At 48.4% G+C, this 21,024-nt stretch carries 11 protein-coding genes; all 11 read left to right on the forward strand.

From position 1 onward, the window contains the following. Positions 1 to 189 precede the first annotated feature (189 nt). A complete protein-coding gene (locus G395_RS0103520; protein WP_051349955.1) occupies positions 190 to 3,519 on the forward strand; it encodes a SusC/RagA family TonB-linked outer membrane protein in 3,330 nt (1,109 codons plus the stop codon). Between the two features lie 21 nt (positions 3,520 to 3,540). Beyond that, complete coding sequence (locus tag G395_RS0103525; protein WP_026628813.1) at positions 3,541 to 5,016, forward strand: SusD/RagB family nutrient-binding outer membrane lipoprotein; 1,476 nt, start codon at positions 3,541 to 3,543, stop codon at positions 5,014 to 5,016. Between the two features lie 176 nt (positions 5,017 to 5,192). Beyond that, positions 5,193 to 6,920 (forward strand): 3-keto-alpha-glucoside-1,2-lyase-like domain-containing protein, encoded by a 1,728-nt coding sequence (locus G395_RS0103530; RefSeq protein WP_051349956.1) that lies wholly within the window; start codon positions 5,193 to 5,195, stop codon positions 6,918 to 6,920. 22 nt (positions 6,921 to 6,942) lie between these two features. Continuing rightward, positions 6,943 to 8,943, forward strand: a complete 2,001-nt coding sequence (locus G395_RS0103535; protein ID WP_026628815.1) for a plastocyanin/azurin family copper-binding protein — start codon at positions 6,943 to 6,945, stop codon at positions 8,941 to 8,943. A 190-nt stretch (positions 8,944 to 9,133) separates the two neighbouring features. Then, positions 9,134 to 9,748, forward strand: coding sequence for an RNA polymerase sigma factor (locus G395_RS0103540; RefSeq protein ID WP_026628816.1), 615 nt, complete (start codon positions 9,134 to 9,136; stop codon positions 9,746 to 9,748). Between the two features lie 119 nt (positions 9,749 to 9,867). Further along, positions 9,868 to 10,974: a FecR family protein gene (locus tag G395_RS0103545; RefSeq protein WP_026628817.1), complete on the forward strand. Its 1,107-nt coding sequence runs from the start codon at positions 9,868 to 9,870 to the stop codon at positions 10,972 to 10,974. A gap of 93 nt (positions 10,975 to 11,067) precedes the next feature. Continuing rightward, the gene (locus G395_RS0103550) at positions 11,068 to 14,526 is read left to right on the forward strand and encodes a SusC/RagA family TonB-linked outer membrane protein (protein ID WP_026628818.1); all 3,459 of its coding nucleotides are present in this window, start codon (positions 11,068 to 11,070) and stop codon (positions 14,524 to 14,526) included. A gap of 86 nt (positions 14,527 to 14,612) precedes the next feature. Then, complete coding sequence (locus G395_RS0103555) at positions 14,613 to 16,145, forward strand: SusD/RagB family nutrient-binding outer membrane lipoprotein (protein ID WP_026628819.1); 1,533 nt, start codon at positions 14,613 to 14,615, stop codon at positions 16,143 to 16,145. Between the two features lie 43 nt (positions 16,146 to 16,188). Further along, positions 16,189 to 17,121, forward strand: coding sequence for an RraA family protein (locus G395_RS0103560; protein ID WP_026628820.1), 933 nt, complete (start codon positions 16,189 to 16,191; stop codon positions 17,119 to 17,121). 30 nt (positions 17,122 to 17,151) lie between these two features. After that, on the forward strand, positions 17,152 to 18,636 hold the full coding sequence (locus tag G395_RS0103565; RefSeq protein WP_026628821.1) for a mandelate racemase/muconate lactonizing enzyme family protein: 1,485 nt from the start codon (positions 17,152 to 17,154) through the stop codon (positions 18,634 to 18,636). A gap of 92 nt (positions 18,637 to 18,728) precedes the next feature. Beyond that, positions 18,729 to 21,002, forward strand: coding sequence for a cation:proton antiporter (locus G395_RS0103570; protein ID WP_026628822.1), 2,274 nt, complete (start codon positions 18,729 to 18,731; stop codon positions 21,000 to 21,002). Positions 21,003 to 21,024: the final 22 nt, after the last annotated feature.

Consider the following 21,024-nt stretch of genomic DNA (forward strand, 5'->3'; position numbering starts at 1 on the left):
TTCTGGTGCAGACGGCGTTTTATGTTTATCAGATAACAATTTGTTTACATATACTTCACAACGTACGGTCCTAATCTCCCGATTTTTGCACCCGAAATGGAGCACCTGATACCTTACTAGCCTGACGCGTGCATATGGCAGTATATGAGGTGCAGAATTTTAGTTCAACAACCGTTAAAATTCATTCTTATGCGAAACAAACTTTTACCACTAATTGAGAGCCGGAAAATTCCGCGGCTATGCCAGCAAGGAGTAGCAATGCTGCTTATGTTCCTGGCCGCTTTCGCGGCACCGATAGCCAATGCAGCCAAACCCGACCGGACCATCACCGGAAAGATCACAGACGAAAACAGCCTGGGACTGCCGGGCGTCAGCGTCGTGCTCAAAGGAACGACATCAGGCACAATTTCAGACTCAGAAGGGCGCTATACGGTTACTGTGCCCGACAATGCAGCCACATTGATTTACTCTTATGTGGGCTATTTGTCGCAGGAAGTTGCCATCGGCAGCGGGTCCGTTATCGACATTCTCATGAAACCGGACGCCAGAAACCTAAACGAAGTGGTGGTCACGGCCCTGGGTATCAAGCAGGAAACAAAAAGACTGGGTTATGCCGTCCAGGAAATCAAAGGCGGCGACCTGGATAAGGCGCGCGAGACGAACTTCGTCAGCGGCTTGGCCGGAAAAGTGGCAGGTGTGCAGGTTATGAGCAGCCCAAGCGGCATCGGCGGATCAGCACGTATAACCATCAGGGGTGACAAATCACTGGACATTAATAAAAATCAACCCTTGTTCGTGATCGACGGGGTGCCCATTACCAATGCGTTGACAGGCTCCAGCGGCCGCGATTTCCAGGAACTGGATTATGGAAACGGCGCATCGCTGATCAATCCGGACGACGTGGAATCCATGACTGTGCTGAAAGGTGCTAATGCATCGGCGCTCTACGGATCGCGGGGTGCAAATGGTGTGATAGTGATCACAACGAAATCAGGTAAAAACAGCAAAGGGCTGGGCGTTTCGGTAAATGCGGGCGTGACTTTTGAAAACCCGTTGATCCTGCCGAAATTTCAGCGTAAATATGGCCAGGGAAATAATGGTGAATTTTCATTTGTAGACGGAAGCGGCGGTGGGACCCGTGACGGCGTTGACGAAAGTTGGGGCCCGCAAATGGACGGCAGACTGATTGCACAAGCCAACTCTCCTACTTCCAATGGTTACCGCGGCGGCGACATTTCACTGGTCGATGATGGCATTTTGGGCTCCCCTGCCGACCTGGCGGCACGCGGCACCATTACACCAACGCCTTTCGTCCCGGGAAATAACCTGAAAGACTTTTACGAAACGGGGATTACCAACAACACCAACGTTTCGGTGACCGGCTCGAACGAAAAAGGCGATTTCCGTCTTTCTTACACGCTTTTGGACCAAAAAGGAATCATTCCCAACACCGACATCAAGCGCAATACATTTGCACTGAACTCGGGCTATAACCTTTCCCCAAAATTGAGCGTCCGCATATCTGCCAACTACGTGCACAGCGAAAGTGATAACCGTCCTAACCTGACTTACGGAACAGAAAGCATCATTTACCTACTGCATTGCTGGATGGGTCAGCACGTGGATTTGAACAGCTTGAAGGATTATTGGATTCCTGGAATGGAGAACAGACAGCAATATAACTTCAACTATAATTATCACGACAACCCGTATTTCAACCTTTACGAGAACACAAACAGCCAGAATGCCAACCGTATTTTCGGAAATATTTCTCTTAAATATGATTTCACAAGCTGGTTGAGCCTGCAATTACGCGGTGGAACGGACTTTAATAACGAGCTCAGAAAACGTCGCAGGGCATTCAGTACGCAGCGTTTCCCTTTCGGAAGCTATCGTGAAGAGCGCGTTCGGAATGGAGAATCGAATTTTGACTTTTTATTAAGTGCTAATAAGGAGTTCAGCGAGGATTTTACATTCGGTGCAAACCTTGGCGCTAACCGCCAGATCAGCAACACGAATAACCTGGAAGTAACTGCTCCCCAGTTGCTTATCCCCGGAATTTTTAGTTTTAACAATACAAGAATTCCACTTGTAAGCTCCATTGACGACATTAATAAGGTCATTAACAGCGTTTACGGATCGGTCCAGTTTGGTTATAAAAACTTCCTTTTCCTCGACGTAACAGCGCGTAACGACTGGTCAACGGCATTGACGCTTCCTATGGCAGCCGATTCACTGGGGCAAACGATCAATTCCTATTTCTATCCATCGGCATCATTGAGCGCCGTGTTGAGCGATGTGGTTACGATGCCGGAATGGGTTTCGTTTGGTAAGGTCCGCACGAGTTTGGCGCAGGTTGGTAATGATACGGATCCTTATCGCTTTACTTCCGGTTACAGCCGCGATAATCCATGGGGAGACTATCCGATTTACAACTCCACCAACCGGCTTGTTAACTACAACTTGAAACCGGAGATCAGCACTTCATTTGAAATCGGAACAGAATGGCGTTTTCTGAGAGGTCGCGCCGGACTTGATTTTACTTTTTATAATATCAATACAAAAAACCAGATCCTTCCATCCGTTCCGGTTTCCATCACCTCCGGCTTTGGCGACAGGATCGTCAATGCGGGCGAGATCAGGAACTACGGTTATGAAGTAATGCTTACAGGCACTCCTATCCAGACTTCGGATTTCAAATGGGATATCAATGTAAACTGGTCGGCAAACAGAAGCAAGGTTGTAAAATTTGACGGAGAAGTAACTGATTATCAAATGGCTGAGCGCCATGGCGTATCCATTCGTGCACAAGTAGGCGAACGCATGGGTGATATGTATGCGATTGGTTTCAAGAAAGTGGAAGACAAGAACAGCCCTTACTTCGGACAGCAGATCTTTAACGAATCGGGACGTTTCATGGGCACCAGCAATCTGGTAAAAGTAGGAAACTACAACGCCGACTGGATGGCCGGAATCAGGAACACATTTACTTACAAAAACGTCAGCCTGAGTGGATTGCTTGACATCCGTCACGGCGGTCAGATCTTTTCCGAAACATTTGTAGTAGGTCTGGAAGCAGGACAGCTGGAAGAAACACTTGAAGGACGTGCCGATGGTTACGACATTACCAAGGCTGGCAACGGCGTAATTGGTAAAGGTGTGATCGAAAATGCGGACGGAAGCTATCGCGTGAATGATGTGAAACTCACTGCAAGGGAATATCACCAGTCACGCACGGGTAACCGCGACATTCCGCAAGGCGGGATTTTCAATGCTTCCTATGCCAAATTGAGAGAGGTTCGTTTGGGGTATGCTATTCCTGCAAAATATCTGTCACGCGCAAAGATCAAGGGACTTAATGTTTCCGTTGTGGGACGGAATCTTGCAGTTTGGAGCAAAGTACCGCACGTTGATCCGGAAACTTCTTCGCTAAGCGGCGGCACCATTGTTCCTGGTATTGAATCAGTTGGAATGCCTACCACACGCAGCTGGGGCTTCAATCTTGGATTTACTTTTTAACTGAGGCAAACATTTAAGGATATGAAAAAGATAAGACAATATACATTAATGATCCTGGCCGCCGCCTTCTTTTTGCCGGCTTGTACAGACAATTTTGTTGAGAAAAATACAGATCCCAACGCCATTACGGCCGTTACGCCGGACCTGCTATTGCCGGGCATCATCCGCACGGCTGTGAACCAGATGGTCGACCAAAGCTGGTCCATAGGCAACATTGTGATCCAGCATACAGCGAAAATCCAGTTCGTATCAGAAGACCGTTACACCTGGGGCGACCGCGACGGGCTTTGGGAAAATATGTATAACAACCTGCGGAATGTGCAGCTGCTCATTGAGATCAGTGACCGCAACAAAGCCAATAATTACAAAGGAATTTCACTCGTTATGCGCGCCTGGATGTACTCTTTGCTGACAGACGCCTACGGAGATATTCCCTATTCGGAAGCAACAAAGGGTGTTACGGGCATTTTACAACCCAAATACGAAACGCAGGAGGCAGTATATAATGGCATCCTGGCCGATCTCAAAACCGCCAATGAAATACTTGGGCCGGGAGAAGTCGTTGTGGGAGATTTGATCTATAATGGTGATGTAAGCAAATGGAAAAAACTGGCAAACAGCCTGCGCCTGCGTTACCTGATGCGGATCTCGAATGTGAAGGATGTGAAAGCAGACATGCAAGCGATCATTGACAACCCGACTGCAAGCCCTATTTTCAGCGATGCCAACAAGAACGAAGACAACGGAGTTTTGCGTTATCTTACATCCGCTCCTAACCAATTTCCCTTGTATACTGCACGCCAGGGGTCATTCGATGAATTTCGTTTGAGTAAAAATCTGGGCGACAAGCTTACCGCATTGGCCGATCCGCGTATCGCCATTTTCGCACAGCCCACCGACGCATCCGTTGCTGCCAACGCGCCCAAATACGTAGGCGTCCCCAATGGCCTGAACGAAGTGGCAGCCCTGGACTACAACGGCGGCCCCAACAATGTGTCGCGTGCAGGATCATTATTCTACAAAGGTTCGATCACAGAAAGAGGCTTGAATGTGGCTAAGGGCTACATTATGGGCTATCCGGAGTTGCAATTCATTTTGGCTGAGGCTGTGAAGAAAGGTTTGGTAAAATCGCCGAAGACAGCAAAGATGTATTACGAAGAAGGCGTGAAAGCTGCATTTGGCTATGCAAATGTCACAATGCCAGCTAATTACCTCACAACCCCCGGCTCGGCCTATTCGGAAACCGACGCATTAACATTGATCGGCACTCAAAAATGGATCGCGCTTTTCTTTACAGGCTTAGAAGCCTGGTTCGATTGGAGAAGGACCGGCATTCCAACAATCACCCCGGGCGTCGACAACGTAAACAGCGGTAAAGTCCCCGTCCGCTTCGCCTACCCAAGAAGCGAACAAACATTAAACCCCACTAGCCTAGCCGAAGCCGTAGCAAGACAAGGCGCAGATAACTACAACACCAAGGTATGGTGGGACAAATGATCTTACAATCCTTTTTTCACTCCCGTTAACAAAAAAGACCGCCCTGAAAAAGCGGTCTTTTTTTACTATGAAGAAAACCCTATTTATTTAAAAATTAATTACAATTTAACAGGATATATTAGTAGCAAAATGCGAACTTCGCTTTTTAATTGTGAACAATACACTTAATATATCCAATGCGTCATTTGATTCAGAAAGTTTCCATGCTTTTTCTGACTTGTCCCATAATGGTTATGGGCCAGACAGCGAAAGGAAATTACTCCCTGCTTCCCTTAAAAGACCTCAGCTCATTTGAAAGCGCCAGCCCAAACTGGTCCGTGCAAAGCGATGTGGCAATTCACCCGACGGGGAACGCAAAACCCAAAACCAAATCCGGCGAAGGCGTCCTGGTCGGCAGCCCAGGCAAACCCCTGACAACAAAATTGAAAGCAGGCGATATGCGCCTTTCGACCGAATTCATGGTTTCGCCAGGCGCAGAAGGTTACATCGTACTCCCAGGCGGACAGAAGGTAAGAATCTCGGATAGCAGCCAGCAGCGTGATGCCAATGCATCCACTTCCGGCTTTATAGGCCAGTTTCCAACACAAAACGCTTCAAAAGCGCCCGGGCTCTGGCAAACACTTGAACTCGTTTATGACGCAGCTGTTCCGGGCGTTGCCAATTCGGCGCGTTTGAATCTGCTTTCGCTGAATGGTGTGACGGTTCTTGAAACAGTTTACCTCCCGAATTCCCAAGCCACAGCCGAAGGCAGGCCGCTTTCATTTGAAGTAAATAAAGGAACGATTGCTTTCAAAAATCTGGGTTACCAGTTGCTGGCAAGCCGTAAGACATTGACATTGAACAACCTCGCTTACAAAGTTTATTCCGACAAATGGGACGCGAAGGAATACAGTAAGCTTTCACATGAAAGCAAATCACCCGCACTAACGCAGGAAGTAACGAACGGAATGCGTGAGTTTCACCTGGTTTACGAAGGCGATATGGATGTGCAGGAAGCTGGCGAATACATTTTTACAAGCGTTTACTCCGGACCGATGTTCGATTTCGAGGTGGACGGTAAAAGTGTGATGAGCCTGGGCGAAAGCACTTCACAGGAAACGCATACAGGTTCTGCTAACCTGACGCAGGGAGCGCATAAGTTTAAAATACATTACTCACGTTTTCCATGGAGACAACCTGCTTTGGGACTTCGCGTGGAGAAGGCGGGCATTCGTCCTTACGACCTGCATGTGCTTTCATCGCTTCCTGAGCCGGAGCCAAAGCCGTACATCAGCGTAACGCCCGACAAGCAACCTGAAATGGTGCGTTCATTCATCCAGATCGACGGCGAAAAATACAAACGTACACATTGCATCTCAGTAGGAAGTCCCCAGGGATGGAGCTACACGATCGACTTGAACCGCGGCGCCATGTTGCAGGCTTGGCGTGGGAATTTTGCCAACGTTACCGAAATGTGGTACGAAAGAGGCGAGCCGCAATTGCTGACTCCTGCTGGACTAGCTGTGCATGTTTCGGGCAGAAGCAGCCTGGCCGTTTTAGCCGATAAAGCAACGACCTGGCCCGATTCTTCAAACATTAACTTCCTGGGGTATAAAATCAACCCGGAAGGATTTCCGGTGTTCCGCTACGCGATTGGTTCTGCAACGGTAAGTGACCAGATCATTTCCAGTGAAAAAGGAATGTCCCGGACATTCACGGTTGAAGGCAAGCCAAACGGAGCCATCTATTCACTGCTTGGTTCAGGAAAACAGATCACCGACCTCAAAAACGGCCTTTTCCAGATCGATAACCGCTATTATGTTCAGATAAACCAGAAAGCACAGGCTATGGTGAGGCCTGCGGGAGATAATCAGGAGCTGGTGTTGCCAGTGTCCGATTCGGCAACATATACGATGTTCTGGTAACCATATTCTTAGATCTCAATCAATGAAAAATATACTATTAACGACGCTGATTTCACTCGGATGTGTCTCGGCGTATGCGCAATCCAAGCAGAATAAAGAGGATGATTTTTACCGGATCATTACCATTCCCATTCCCGAGAACATTAAAATGGAAGTCGGCGGCATGCAAGTGCTTCCCGACGGCCGCCTTGCCACTTCTACGCGCCGCGGTGAAGTTTGGATGATCGGCAACCCTTATCTGAAAGGCGACGGGCAGCCTTCGTTCCACCGTTTCGCATCGGGCTTGCACGAGCCGTTGGGGCTTTTATATCGTGGAAAAGACTTCCTGATCTCCCAACGCGGAGAAGTTACGCGTCTGGTGGATACGGACAATGATGGCATCGCCGACGTTTACGATTCCTTTGCAAAATGGCCGTTATCAGGCAATTATCACCAATATTCCTACGGCCCTGTGCCGATGCCTAATGGTGAGCTGCTGGTAACATTGAACCTCGACTGGGTAGGACGCGGTGCGAGCCAGTCTAAATGGAGGGGCTGGATGCTAAAATTGAGAGAAGATGGCAAATTGACCCCCTATGCAACAGGCCTGCGCTCCCCTTCTGGCTTCGGTTCGTACAAAGGCGATATTTTTTATACCGAAAACCAGGGCGACTGGGTGGGTTCCGGACGTATGACGCATCTGGAAAAGGGTGATTTTGCAGGAAACCCGGCTGGTTTGCGCTGGAGCAAGGAAGAAGGTTCACCTGTAAAACTGACTCCTTCCGACGTTCCTAATACGGGCGAGCCACTTTATGATGTTGCCAAAAAACTGCCTGGCTTGAAGGCGCCGGCCGTTTGGTTCCCGCATACGCTCGTGGGAATCTCCACTTCGGATTTTAAGGAAGATGTTACCAACGGCGCTTTCGGTCCTTTTGCCGGACAAATGTTCGTGGGGGATCAGGGACACAGCATTATTACGCGTGTGGATCTTGAAAAAGTAAATGGTGTGTGGCAGGGAACAGTTTTCCCTTTCCGCGAAGGATTTATGTCGGGGATCTTGCGTATGGAATGGGGCCTGGATGGCTCCATGTTCGTAGGACAAACGAGCCGTGGCTGGTCTGCAACGGGTAAACAGGAATTCGGCATTCAGCGACTGGTATGGACGGGTAAGATGCCGTTTGAAATGAAAAATGTGCGTTCTATGCCGGATGGTTTTGAAATTACATTCACAAGCCCGGTCGACAAAAAAGCGGCTGCTGATCAGGATGCTTACAAGCTCAACAGCTTCACTTACAAATACCACCAAACCTACGGCAGCCCGATCATTAACACGCTGGAAGTGCCTTTGAAGGGAATTGTGGTTTCAGAAGATGGTTTGAGAGTGCGTCTGGTGCTCGATCCTGCGCTGCTTCGCAAGGGTTACATTCATGAAATCAAGGCTGATGGCGTGAAAGGTGCGGATGGCAATTCATTGCTGCATGCAACCGGTTATTATACATTAAATGAAATTGCGTCGGGCAATCCGGTGAATGCATCGGCATTTACAACAACGGTTAAAGCGGCTGCGGTTGACCACAGTGCCCACACAGCTGCCAGTGCATCCGCAGAACCGGCTAATTCGGCACCGTCCGCAAAGCGTGTGGTGGAAATGCCTGCAAGCTGGACCAACGGCCCGGATCAGACGATTACGATCGGAACCGTTCCGGGATTGAAATTCGATATTTCTGAAATTCAGGTGAAAGCCGGAAGCCGTGTGAGAATTGTCTTTAACAACAATGACGATATGCTGCATAACCTGGTGATTACCAAGCCTGGAACCGCCAATGCGGTTGGTGAAGCGGGACTTAATCTGGGCTTGAAAGGTTCGGAATTGAATTATGTTCCCAGAACAAGCGACGTCCTGTTCCATAGCAACATTGTGGAACCTGAAAAATCTGAAAGCATCTATTTCGTTGCTCCGAAACAGCCTGGAACTTACCAGTATGTATGCACATTCCCAGGACATTACACATTAATGCAGGGTAAATTGAAAGTGACCAAGTAAGATTCAAATCTCTCGTAAACGGCTGTGCTGCACATACTCCTGTTCAGCACAGCCGTTTTTTTCCAAATTCTTCCTCTCATTTTTATTAAAAATCACATTACCTGAAATATTCCAAGGAGAATAAAACTACGCGCCGCTTTCAATAGCACAATTCATTGAAATTATAAAACAATGTTAATGGTTTAAAGTTTTGAATAACGAAGCAAACATATCAAACCTTTCTGACATTAATATCCAGCTCTGGCAGCGTTTCAAGGCTGGCGACTCCGTTGCGTTGGGGCAGCTAGCTCAGGTGCATTACCGCTCTCTTTACAATTACTCCACCAAATTTTCATCTGATCCCGACTTCATTCGCGATTCCATCCAGGAACTCTATCTCGAACTATGGGAACGCCGCGAGCATCTGTCAGAAACCGCATTTGTAAGATCCTATCTGTTGAAAGCACTGAGACATAAGCTGATCAAAGAAAGCATCCGCCTGAAACGCTTTCAGGAACCGGGTCAGGAATATTTTGATATGGAGCAGGATGATGCGCCTGTCGAGTCGCAGATCATTGCGGATGAAAGCGCTCACTCCCAGTCCAGTCACCTGCAACGCATCATTACGCTGCTCTCCAAAAGGCAGCAGGAAATCATTTACCTGCGTTTTTATCAAAACCTTGACAACGAAGACATTGCCCACATTATGGGTTTGGGACGCCAAAGCGTTTCCAATCTTTTGCACCGTACATTGAAAGACATCCGGCAGATATGGGCACCGGCGGAATTTGTATGGGCTTTATTTGTTTTCGCATCCCTTCTTTAAACTGCCCATTCGGCCGTCTGCCAGCGATTTTATCATTATTTCAAAAAAATATTTTCATTTTTATGGTTATATCAATCCAAAAAACGGACATACATACTTAAAGACCTCACGCTTTATTTATGGATTACCGCCATCATACGGTTGAAGACTTCGCCACAGATGAAATGTTCCGGAAATGGGTGGTATCCCCTACTCCGGAAATCAGTTCATTCTGGCTGAAATGGGTCGCTGAAAATCCCGATAAAGCCGCAGAAATCGGCATGGCGAGAGAACTTGCGCTGACCGTATCCGACATGCATCAGGATAACCTAAGCGATGAAAGGCTGCAACATGAAATCGGAGAAATTTCCAGATTGGCCGAGCTTCAAAAACATACACAGAAGCGCAGCAGCATTTATCACTTACTCGCACAACCACTCTGGCGTGTCGCGGCCATTTTTGTGTTCGTATCGGCAGTGGGTCTGTGGTTTTATAAAACGGATAATCGCCCGGATGCTCCTGTCCTGGTAAGCTCGAAAAGCAGCGCGGTTGACTCTATTATCGTGCAAAAAAATGCCACTGCAACGGAAATGACGGTTTTTCTGAGCGATAACAGCGTGGCAACATTGTCACCGGGAAGCACGATAAGTTACCCTGCTACATTTGCACACGGAGAAAGAAAAGTCGTTTTAACCGGCGAAGCATTCTTTGATGTGGCTAAAAATCCTGATCGTCCATTTTTAGTTTATACCAATGAAACCGTGACGAAAGTGCTGGGAACGAGCTTTCGGGTAAAGGCTTTGGATCAGGAAAGTACTGTGATGGTGCTCGTCAAGACCGGCCGGGTGTCTGTTTACCCAAAAACAGATTACGAAACGCTGCAAAGAAAGCCGGATAAGAAGGTTTCAATGATTGTGCTCGATCCGAATCAACAGGCCGTGTTCAACCGGAAAGATAATAAGCTGCTAAAAGGAATGGTGATCAACCGGCAGCTCCTATCCGATCTGTCGGTTCAGAAGGAACTGATTTTCGATGATAAGCCTGTGTCCCAGGTCTTTAAAGCTTTGCAGGAAATGTATGGGATTGTGATTGATTATGACCAGCATATGCTCGCGAATTGCAGTATCAGTGCTCAGTTTAATGATGAAAACCTTAAACAAAGACTCAGTGCGATTTGCCAGGCGATTGACGCTGGTTATGAAATGGTGAACGGCAAAGTTGTCATCACCAGCAAAGGGTGCAACTAAACAAACATTGCTAATGCCATAGCCTATGGCATCACGCGCCTTCAGTGAATTTTTAGTGCTAATCTTTCAAGTACCAAACTAACCATTACACGTATGAAAAAACATCGACTCTTGTCCAGGCTGATTTGCAGCACGATGCGAATGTCACTTTATCAATTATTAATTGCCTTTATCTTCGCACACCTTTCGCTAGCAAGCGCTGTGGGCGCGCAGGATATGCTGAACCAGAAAGTCACGATCCAGGTGAATAACCAGGAAATTAAGACGGTGCTCAACAAGCTGAATAAGCTGACGCAGGTCCGGTTCACTTACAATTCCGCGCTGATCCGCTCGCAGCAGAAGGTTTCTATCAATGCGGTGGATAAACCGCTGGCGGACGTACTCGACCAGCTTTTCAGACCCATTAACATTGCTTATAAGATTGAGGGTAAGCAGATTGTCCTCACCAAAAGCAACGCTGAGCCCAGTAGCCGCGTTCCCGGCAACACCGACAATCGCACTTCCGTGGACCGGACCATTACGGGAAAAGTGTCCGACGAGAAAGGCCAGCCACTGCCCGGAGTTAGCATTGTGGTGAAGTCTACAAAAGTAGGAACAGCCACCAATGCGGAAGGGACTTATTCATTAAGCGTTCCCGATGCGGGTGGCGTGCTAATATTCTCATACGTGGGTTATGCGCCTGAGGAAGTGACCATTGGCAGCCAAAGCACTTACGATTTGTCAATGAAGCCAGACGAACGCAATCTGGAAATGGTTGTGGTGACGGCATTAGGCATTAAGAGAGATGCGAAAAAGCTCGGTTACTCCACGGCAACCATTAATACAGAGGAACTTACGACAAACCGCACAACGAATCTCGGTAACAGCTTGCAGGGAAAAGTAGCAGGATTAAATGTTACGCCGCCAGCAAGCGGACCGGGCGGCTCGACCAAAATCCGTATCCGTGGTCAGTCGTCTTTTGGCGGAAATAACTCGCCGCTGATCATTGTAAACGGCATTCCCATTAACAATAGCAGCGTTTCTGCGGGCGGGTCCAATGGAAACGGAACGGGTAACCCCACCGGCGGCTCGTCCGACGGAGGCGACGGTTTGCAAAGCATTAACCAGGACGATATTGAATCCATGACCGTTTTGAAAGGTGCTGCCGCTGCCGCACTTTACGGATTCCGCGCAAAGGACGGAGCCATCATTATCACCACCAAAAGCGGAAGCAAAACAACCGGCATCGGTGTGGAGATCAACTCCAATTTCCAGGCGCAGGAGGCTTTGGATTACACCGATTTTCAATATGAATACGGGCAGGGAGAATTTGGAAAACGCCCTACCTCAACCGCGGAGGCACAAAGTTCAGGTGTTTTTGCTTTTGGAGAGCGGATGGACGGTGCTATGACCCCTCAGTTTGACGGCACCTCCAAACCATATTCCGCTAACAAAGATCGTATCAAAAACTTTTATCGCACCGGAACAAGCTTTACGAACTCCGTGGCACTTTCGGGTGGAAATGAAAAGGGCAATTTCAGGTTGTCGTTTGCCAACACGGACGCAGATGCCATCATGCCTAATTCTGATTACCATAAGAAAATTTTCAACCTGGGTTTGAACTACAAATTCTCGGACAAGCTTTCGGCGCAACTGAATGCTAACTATTCGAATGAGCATAACAAGAACCCGCCTCAGATCGGGATCCAGGATATGAATGCGAATACGACCATTTACACGCTGGCGACAAGCATTGACACAGAATGGCTCAAAAACCGCAAAGACGCGAATGGCAACGAAATGCCTTTGGCAAGATTTACAAATCGGAATAACCCTTACTGGGTTGCTCTCGACCGCTTCGAGAATGTCCGCCGCGACCGCATTTTCGGAAACACATCGGTTCGCTATGATTTCACCGACTGGCTTTTTGTACAAGGCCGCATCGGGCAGGATTACTTCACAAGACCATATAATTACAACCGTCCTACAGGAACGAGGTCGATTGGCGCTGTTGCGACGGGCTTTAATGGTTACTACTATCAGGACGTGGCTACATTCCGCGAGCGTAACCTGGATGTGCTGATCGGCGCAAACCGGACGTTTGGCGACTTTGGCATTGATATCACTTTGGGAGGAAACCAAATGCAGCAGATCAGCGACAATGTGTCTACTGCCGTAACCAATTTCTATGTGCGCGACCTGTATACAATTGCCAATGGTCAGGTAAAAAATCCTAATTACAGTTATAGTAAGAAGAAGGTTAATTCGGTTTACGGAGCGGCTGAATTCTCTTACAAAGGCTTTCTGTTCGTGAATGTAACAGGCCGTAATGACTGGTTCTCCACATTGAATCCTGCATCAAACAGCTATTTGTATCCTTCTGTGAGTGCGAGCTTTGTATTCAGCCAGGCTTTTGCTAATGCACCTAACTGGCTGACATACGGTAAATTAAGGGGCGCATATGCGGAAGTTGGAGGTGATACGGATCCCTATTCCGATAATTTATATTACGGAATCAATGCAAACCCGTTCAATGGAACTGCACTGGGAAATCTGCCGTCGACCATTGCGCCTAATGCTAATCTGCGACCATTAAAAGTGAAGGAAACGGAAGTTGGTCTTGAAATGAAAACATTTGACAGCCGCCTGAATCTGGACGTTTCTTTCTACCGGAAAAACACGGTTGACGAAATTCTGAATGTGGACATTTCCAATACATCGGGTTTCAGTCAGACAAAGGTGAATGTGGGTAAATTAAGAAATCAGGGCGTTGAATTCCTCCTGACCTTTGTGCCGGTAAGAACGGAAGGCGTAACCTGGGAAACGAGCTTTAACGGAAGTTATAACATCAGCAAAGTAATTGAGCTGGCAGCGCGTCAGCCACGGTTTGATGTAGGAACGGGTGAATTTTTCGGGATCGTTTCCCATGAAGTGGGCAAACCCCTCGCCTCGTTGCGCGGATTCGACTACAAACGCGATGGGGAAGGCCGCATTGTCACTTCTGGTGGATTGCCGCAGCAAGGCAGCCTGACCACTTTCGGAAGCGCGATCCCTACCTGGGTGGGCGCGTGGGTGAACACGATCAATGTGAAAGGCATCCGGATCGGCACGCAGATTGATTTCAAAGCGGGGAATAAAATCCTTTCCAACTCCAACCTGAACTTCCTGCGCGAAGGCATTTCCAAGCCCTCTCTTGTGGGTCGTGAAGGCGGTGTTTTGCTCGAAGGCGTTACGCCGGAAGGAAATCCAAATACACAACGGGTTGAAGCACAGCAATTTTACACCGCTTACCGCAGCACCAACATTGCGACACCATTTGTCTACAACGGCGCTTTCGTAAGATGGAGGACCATTTCGCTGGGTTACGATCTCTCGCGCTTCTTGAAGGAAAAGACATTTATCAAAGGTCTTAGCATTTCTGCCATGTGCAACAATGTGTTTTTGCTCAAAAAATACATTGACAACCTGGATCCCGAAGCACAAGTGTCCGCGTCCGATAACCTGCAAGGCATCGAAACGCACACCCTTCCAACCACAAGAAGCTACGGCCTAAACTTAAATATCAAGCTGTAAATGAATCACTCACCCAAAAGCGACCAGAAATTCATTCAGTCATTCACTCATTCATCACAGCGGCAACCGCTCATTCAGTCATTAATATGAACAGAATACTAACATATCTCACAGTCGTCGCCGTCCTTGCTACTGCAAGCGCTTGCGATAAGGGGTTCGAAGAGGTTAATAAAAACCCCGTTCAGGCTACCAGCATCGATCCCGCCTATCTGTTTTCAAATGCACAATTCGGCTCAGCTATTGCTACGCAGAATTACCAGCTGCAAATCGTGCAGCAGATCAACACGCCGTACACCGGTGTGCTGGAAGGCGGCAATCACAATGCGGTTTCGGATCCTAATTCCAATGCAAATTTCAATTCGCTGTATTTGCAAAATGGCCCCGTGAACTTACTGACGACGGTTATTACGCAAACCAGGGACAATCCTGCGCGGAGCAACCTCTATAACATGGCGCGGATCTGGAAATCCTACGTGTTCATGGTTCTGGTGGATACTTACGGCGATGTGCCTTATTTTGAGGCTGGTAAGGGGTTTCTGGAAGGCATTAATCTACCAAAATACGATGACCAGAAGCTCATTTACGATGACATTTTGAAAGAATTGGAAGAAGGCACAAAAGGCCTGGACGCTGCCAAAGCCGTGGAACCGGGTGATCTTTTTTATAAAGGAAACATTGCACAATGGAAAAAGCTGGGCAACTCCTTATTGCTGCGGGCAGGCATGCGGTTTTCAAAAGTGGATGCCGCTAAGGCAAAAACGATCGTTGCCAAAGCGGTGGACCCGGCAAACGGCGGCTTGATGAGCTCCAATGCCGATAATGCTTTCATCGCATTTAACAGCACATTCAATCATCCGCTAGCCAATTATTTTCAGGGAACTGAGCGCGGCAATGTTTATCTGGGCAAGGCATTTGTGGATGCCCTGAAAGCTACAAATGATCCGCGGCTAAGGGTGATTTCCGTTAAATACGAAACGCCCGGAAACCCGATCGCTACGGCCGGAGCAGAGGATACGACGCCTGCAAGCCAGGAAGGAATGCCCTATGGTTACAATGAATCGACCATTGCTAATGCGCCTGGTTTTCCTGGCAAAATCGGCTCTGCATTCAAATACTCGCAGATCAACCGCAAAACTCTGGGCAAAATTGATGCGCCGGAGTTCTTTATCACCTATTCGCAAACGGCGTTGCTGCAAGCCGAGGCGGTTCAGCGCGGATGGGCTACGGGCAATGTGAAGGAGCTTTACGAAGCCGGTGTAAAGGCCCATATGGCACAAATGGCCACTTATGATGCTGCCGCCACGATCAGCGCCGCCAATCAGGACGCTTACCTTGCCGCCCAACCCTTTTCAGCTGCCAAAGCTTTGGAACAAATCAATACCCAATATTGGATTTCCTCATTCCTGAACGGCTCCGAAGCATGGGCAAACTTCCGCAGGAGCGGCTTCCCAGTGCTGCCGGTCAACACGTATCCGGGTAAGGACCCTTCTGTGAAAGATTTTATCCGCAGGCTTGTATATCCGGTTCGGGAGAGATCCGTGAATGAGGCCAATTATAAGGAAGCCGTAGCACGGATGGGCCCTGACGAGCTGGGAACGCCTGTTTTTTGGGATAAATAAAATCGATGCTCATATTCTTAGTTAAACCAACCCTTAGTGACTTATGCTTAAACAAAATCTGTTAACAGGAGCGCTTCTCCTCCTGGCACTGGCCTCGCAGGCGCAGTCCATTTCACCCACGCCGGATCAGATCAAGGCCTACACGTCGGCGTGGAAGGGCGAGCGCTCACCGGACGGCCGCCCGAAAGTGTCAAACGCGATCCTGGCGCGATTGAAAAACATTTCCATGGAAGAAGCCTGGGGTGTTTTGAGAAACAAAGGTTATCACAATCAGTTCGAAGGCGAATGGCAGCTCATATACCCCGACAGCGCCATGACCGGCCGCGTAGTAACCGCCCAGTATGTGCCCTCCCGGCCTGATTTGGAGGCTTTGGTAAAAGAAACCGGAAAAAAAGAAGGACGCGTACAAACCGGCGGGACCAATTCCTGGCCTATTGATGTGCTTAAAGATGGCGACGTTTATGTAGCCGACGGTTATGGGAAAATCGCAGATGGAACATTGATCGGTGATAATTTGGGAAACTCCATTTATGCTAAATCCAAGCGCGGTGTCATATTCTATGGCTCCGTGCGCGATGTGGAGGGATTGAGTGAGATTAAAGGTTTCAATGCCTGGATGAAGGGCCAGGACCCGTCTTACATTCAGCAAATGATGCTTACTAACATTAATACGCCCATCCGCATCGGTCGTGCTATTGTACTGCCCGGTGATGTGGTTTTAGCTAAAAAATATGGGACGATCTTCATTCCTGCCCACCTGGCGGAAGAGCTCGTGCTTACTTCGGAAGTAACTGCGCTGCGGGATGAATTCGGGCATTTAAGGCTCAAAGAAGGAAAATATACGCCTGGTGAAATCGATACGAAATGGTCTGCTGCGATCCAGAAGGACTTTTTAAACTGGGTGAACAACTATCCGGGCAAGCTTCCTATGACCAAGAAGGAACTGGATGATTATCTTAAAGAAAGGAATTACTAATGCAATTTGCTAACTTCAAATCCTACACTAATGAAAAGCATTTTAAAAGACATTATTGCTTCTAACAAACAAGTTGAACAAGCTGAAAAAGTAGCAACGGCTGCGGAGATCAACAACCCGGTGACCAAGGACAGTCGGCGTAACTTTTTGAGAAAAACAGCCGTTGGCGGGATCGCGTTGGGCGGCTTTATGTCCATGTCAACAGAAGACACCATTGCGCAGGCCACTTCAAAGGTTAACCGCGCTTCAAAACCATCCGAACTGAAAATAACAGACCTGCGCTATTGCATTGTACAGAATGTCGGCCGCACGCCCATTATCCGCATTGATACGAACCAGGGCATTTACGGTTTGGGAGAAGTGCGCGACGGTGCGGACGAACGTTATGCATTGTTTTTGAAAAGCCATTTATTGGGACAAAACCCCTGCAATGTAGAGCAGCTTTTCAAATCGATCAAGCAGTTTGGTTACCATGGTCGCCAGGCAGGCGGCGTCTGCGGCGTTGAAATGGCGCTCTGGGATCTTTGTGGAAAGGCTTATAATGTGCCCTGCTGGCAGCTTCTGGGCGGTCGTTACCGGGATAAGGTGCGGCTTTACGCGGATACGCCGGAATCCAATGACCTCAATGAATTCAAAGATAAAATCAAATTCAGGACGCAGGATCAGGGCTATACCTGGCTGAAAATGGATGTCTCCATCGGCATGTTGCGGAATAGTGAGAACAGCGTTGTGAATAATAAGGTGTGGGGCGGCGGATTTTCCCAATGGGCTGGCGATTATCATTCCTATGCCAACACAAAACACCCATTCACAGCGATCCAGATCACGCCGAAAGGCCTGGACGAAATGGCCAGGGTCGTGGAAGACGTGCGCAGCGTTGTAGGTTATGAAATCCCGCTCTCCACTGACCATTATGGCCATTTTGACCTCAATAACGGCATTCGCCTGGGCAGGGCATTGGATAAATACCGCCTAGCCTGGCTGGAAGACATGGTTCCCTGGGAATATACGGACCAGTGGAAGACCATTTCCGACGCACTGGAAACCCCGACATTGACCGGCGAAGACATTTACCTGAAAGAAGGTTTCAAAGCATTGATCGATAAACGTGCCGTGGACATTGTCCATCCTGATCTGGCATCGTCGGGCGGTTTGCTGGAAACCAAGCGCATCGGCGATTATGCAGAGGACAACGGGATCGCGATGGCCATGCACTTTGCCGGAACACCGGTCAGCTTTATGGCTAATGTGCATTGTGCAGCCGCCACGCAAAATTTCCTGGCCCTCGAACACCATTCGGTAGACGTGCCCTGGTGGGAGAGCCTGGTCAAGACAACTGACGGTCGCAAGCTGATTGACAAAGGCTATGCACCTGTGCCGCTGGAAGCGCCCGGACTTGGCATTGAGCTGAACGAAGAAGAAGTTAAAAAACACCTGAACCCGAAGGACAAAAGCTTCTTCGCCCCTACGCCGGACTGGAACGACAAGCGCTCGCACGACCGCTTGTGGAGTTGAAAATTTAAAAACGGGTTTCCATTCTTAACGGTCTGGGAACCCGTTTTCAGCATTTATTCGCTATTTTGCGTGCTTCACACTCATTACTGACGATGAAGAGCATTCGCAATATACTTTTCTACACGATTACAATTGGTGCCTTTTCTGCTTTACTTTATTTCTTTATCCGGCAAGGCCAAACCCTGGAAAAAGCCGACTTACTGGCCAATAACCCGGCTTCGACAGCGTCGTCCTGGGACCAGTTCACAGACACTTTCAGTCATAACCTGACCCACCCGCTCGCTACCCTGCTTTTGCAGATCATCACGATCATCCTGGTCGCGCGGATTTTTGGCTGGATATGTAAATCCATCGGGCAACCTACCGTTATTGGTGAAATAGCCGCTGGTATTTTCCTCGGGCCGTCGTTGCTCGGCATGTATTTTCCTGAGTTCTCGACATTTCTGCTTCCTACGCAATCGCTGGGTAACTTGCAATTCCTGAGCCAGGTGGGGCTGATCCTTTTCATGTTTATCATTGGCATGGAGCTGGACCTCAAAGTCCTCAAAACCAAGGCACAGGAAGCGGTCGTGATCAGTCATGCGAGCATTATCTTGCCGTTTGCGCTGGGTGTAGGGCTTGCATTTTATTTATATCAACAATTTGCGCCGGATGGCATCAGCTTCCTGTCCTTCTCCCTTTTTATTGGTATAGCACTCAGTATCACGGCATTTCCGGTTCTGGCCAGGATCGTCCAGGAGCGGGGGCTCTCACGTACAAAGCTCGGCATGATGGTAATCACTTGCGCGGCCACCGACGACATTACCGCATGGTGCATTCTGGCTGCCGTGATTGCTATTGTCAAAGCAGGTGATTTTGTAAGCTCCATATATACAATTCTCCTGGCTGCTGCCTATGTTCTTTTCATGCTGAAAGTGCTGAAACCCGTCCTGAAACGCTTGGGTGACCATTATTCCTACCGCGAAGGATTGACGAAACCGGTGGTCGGTTTGTTTTTTCTTGTACTGATATTTTCTTCCTACTGCACCGAGGTCATCGGCATTCACGCCTTGTTCGGAGCATTTATGGCTGGGGTGATTATGCCTGCGAACCAGAGCTTCCGGAATCTGTTCATCGAAAAAGTGGAGGACGTTTCTATGGTCTTGCTGTTGCCGTTATTCTTCGTTTTTACGGGTTTGCGGACGCAGATCGGCCTGCTGAATGATCCTTACCTCTGGCAAATCACGGGGTTAATCATCCTTCTGGCGACAACCGGAAAGTTTATCGGCAGTGCTGTTGCGGCGCGTTTTGTAAACCAATCCTGGCGTGACAGCTTAATTATCGGTTCCCTCATGAACACCCGCGGGCTTATGGAGCTTGTTGTACTGAACATTGGCTATGATATCGGCGTACTATCGCCTGAAATCTTTGCGATGATGGTCATTATGGCTCTTGCAACCACTTGTATGACCGGCCCTGCCCTAGACCTGATCGACCGTTTCCTGCCTGAAAATAACTCAGAGGCATTGGAAACAGCCATCGAAGAATCCAGATTTTCCATTCTGATCGCATTTGCAAGCCCTCAGGGCGGACGAAAAATGATGCGCATTGCCTATCATTTTATACAAAAACAACTTCAATCACACCACATAACGGCATTGCACCTTTCGCCGAGCAGTTACCTGAACCAGGTCAACACCGAAGAATATCAGCGGGAAACATTCCGGCCCATTACCGAAGAATCGGCCAGTCTGGGCGCAACATTCGCGACGGTGCTGAAACCATCGCAGGACATCGAGCACGACATTATTGAAACTGCCAATGGCGGAGACTATGACATGCTGATGATCGGGATCGGACGCAATGTTTTCGAAGGCACCTTTTTAGGTAAAATCCTGGGTTTCACCTCCAAAATGATCAGTCGGGAAAGGCTTTTTGACACCATTACGGGCAAGGAAAAGCTCTTCCACTCGGGTGTTTTTGACGAACGCACGACGCACATTATCAAATCGGTAAAGATCCCGGTCGGCATTTTGATCGAGAATAAGCTTGAAAGGATTGACAATATCTTTGTGCCGATCTTCTCACCGGATGACAAGGTTCTGTTCCAATTTGTAAGAAAGCTTGTGTTGCATGAAAATGTGAAGCTTACCATCATGGATCCCACCAATGCTGCCAGCCAATCGCCTGATATCCAGGCTGAGCTGGATGCCATAAACGGACTTGGTAACGACCGGGTCACGCTGTTCACTGAGAATGTTCTGGAAAAGGATTTCCTGCTTGAAAAAGACGTGATGATTATCAGTCTGGAAAGCTGGAAAAAGGCCGTCGAGTCCCACAGCCTTTGGTTATCGCACTGTCCATCCGTTTTGATCGTGCGGGGATAAGTGTTTAATTTACATAAGCGAC

This window comes from Dyadobacter alkalitolerans DSM 23607 (genome assembly GCF_000428845.1).
Taxonomy (GTDB): domain Bacteria; phylum Bacteroidota; class Bacteroidia; order Cytophagales; family Spirosomataceae; genus Dyadobacter; species Dyadobacter alkalitolerans.

Excerpts from the sequence above, each read along its gene's own strand:
- G395_RS0103565 (WP_026628821.1), top strand. The coding sequence starts at position 17,152 with ATGAAAAGCATTTTAAAAGACATTATTGCTTCTAACAAACAAGTTGAA.
- G395_RS0103520 (WP_051349955.1), top strand. The coding sequence starts at position 190 with ATGCGAAACAAACTTTTACCACTAATTGAGAGCCGGAAAATTCCGCGG.
- G395_RS0103545 (WP_026628817.1), top strand. The coding sequence starts at position 9,868 with ATGGATTACCGCCATCATACGGTTGAAGACTTCGCCACAGATGAAATG.
- G395_RS0103560 (WP_026628820.1), top strand. The coding sequence starts at position 16,189 with ATGCTTAAACAAAATCTGTTAACAGGAGCGCTTCTCCTCCTGGCACTG.
- G395_RS0103525 (WP_026628813.1), top strand. The coding sequence starts at position 3,541 with ATGAAAAAGATAAGACAATATACATTAATGATCCTGGCCGCCGCCTTC.
- G395_RS0103535 (WP_026628815.1), top strand. The coding sequence starts at position 6,943 with ATGAAAAATATACTATTAACGACGCTGATTTCACTCGGATGTGTCTCG.
- G395_RS0103570 (WP_026628822.1), top strand. The coding sequence starts at position 18,729 with ATGAAGAGCATTCGCAATATACTTTTCTACACGATTACAATTGGTGCC.
- G395_RS0103550 (WP_026628818.1), top strand. The coding sequence starts at position 11,068 with ATGAAAAAACATCGACTCTTGTCCAGGCTGATTTGCAGCACGATGCGA.
- G395_RS0103530 (WP_051349956.1), top strand. The coding sequence starts at position 5,193 with ATGCGTCATTTGATTCAGAAAGTTTCCATGCTTTTTCTGACTTGTCCC.
- G395_RS0103555 (WP_026628819.1), top strand. The coding sequence starts at position 14,613 with ATGAACAGAATACTAACATATCTCACAGTCGTCGCCGTCCTTGCTACT.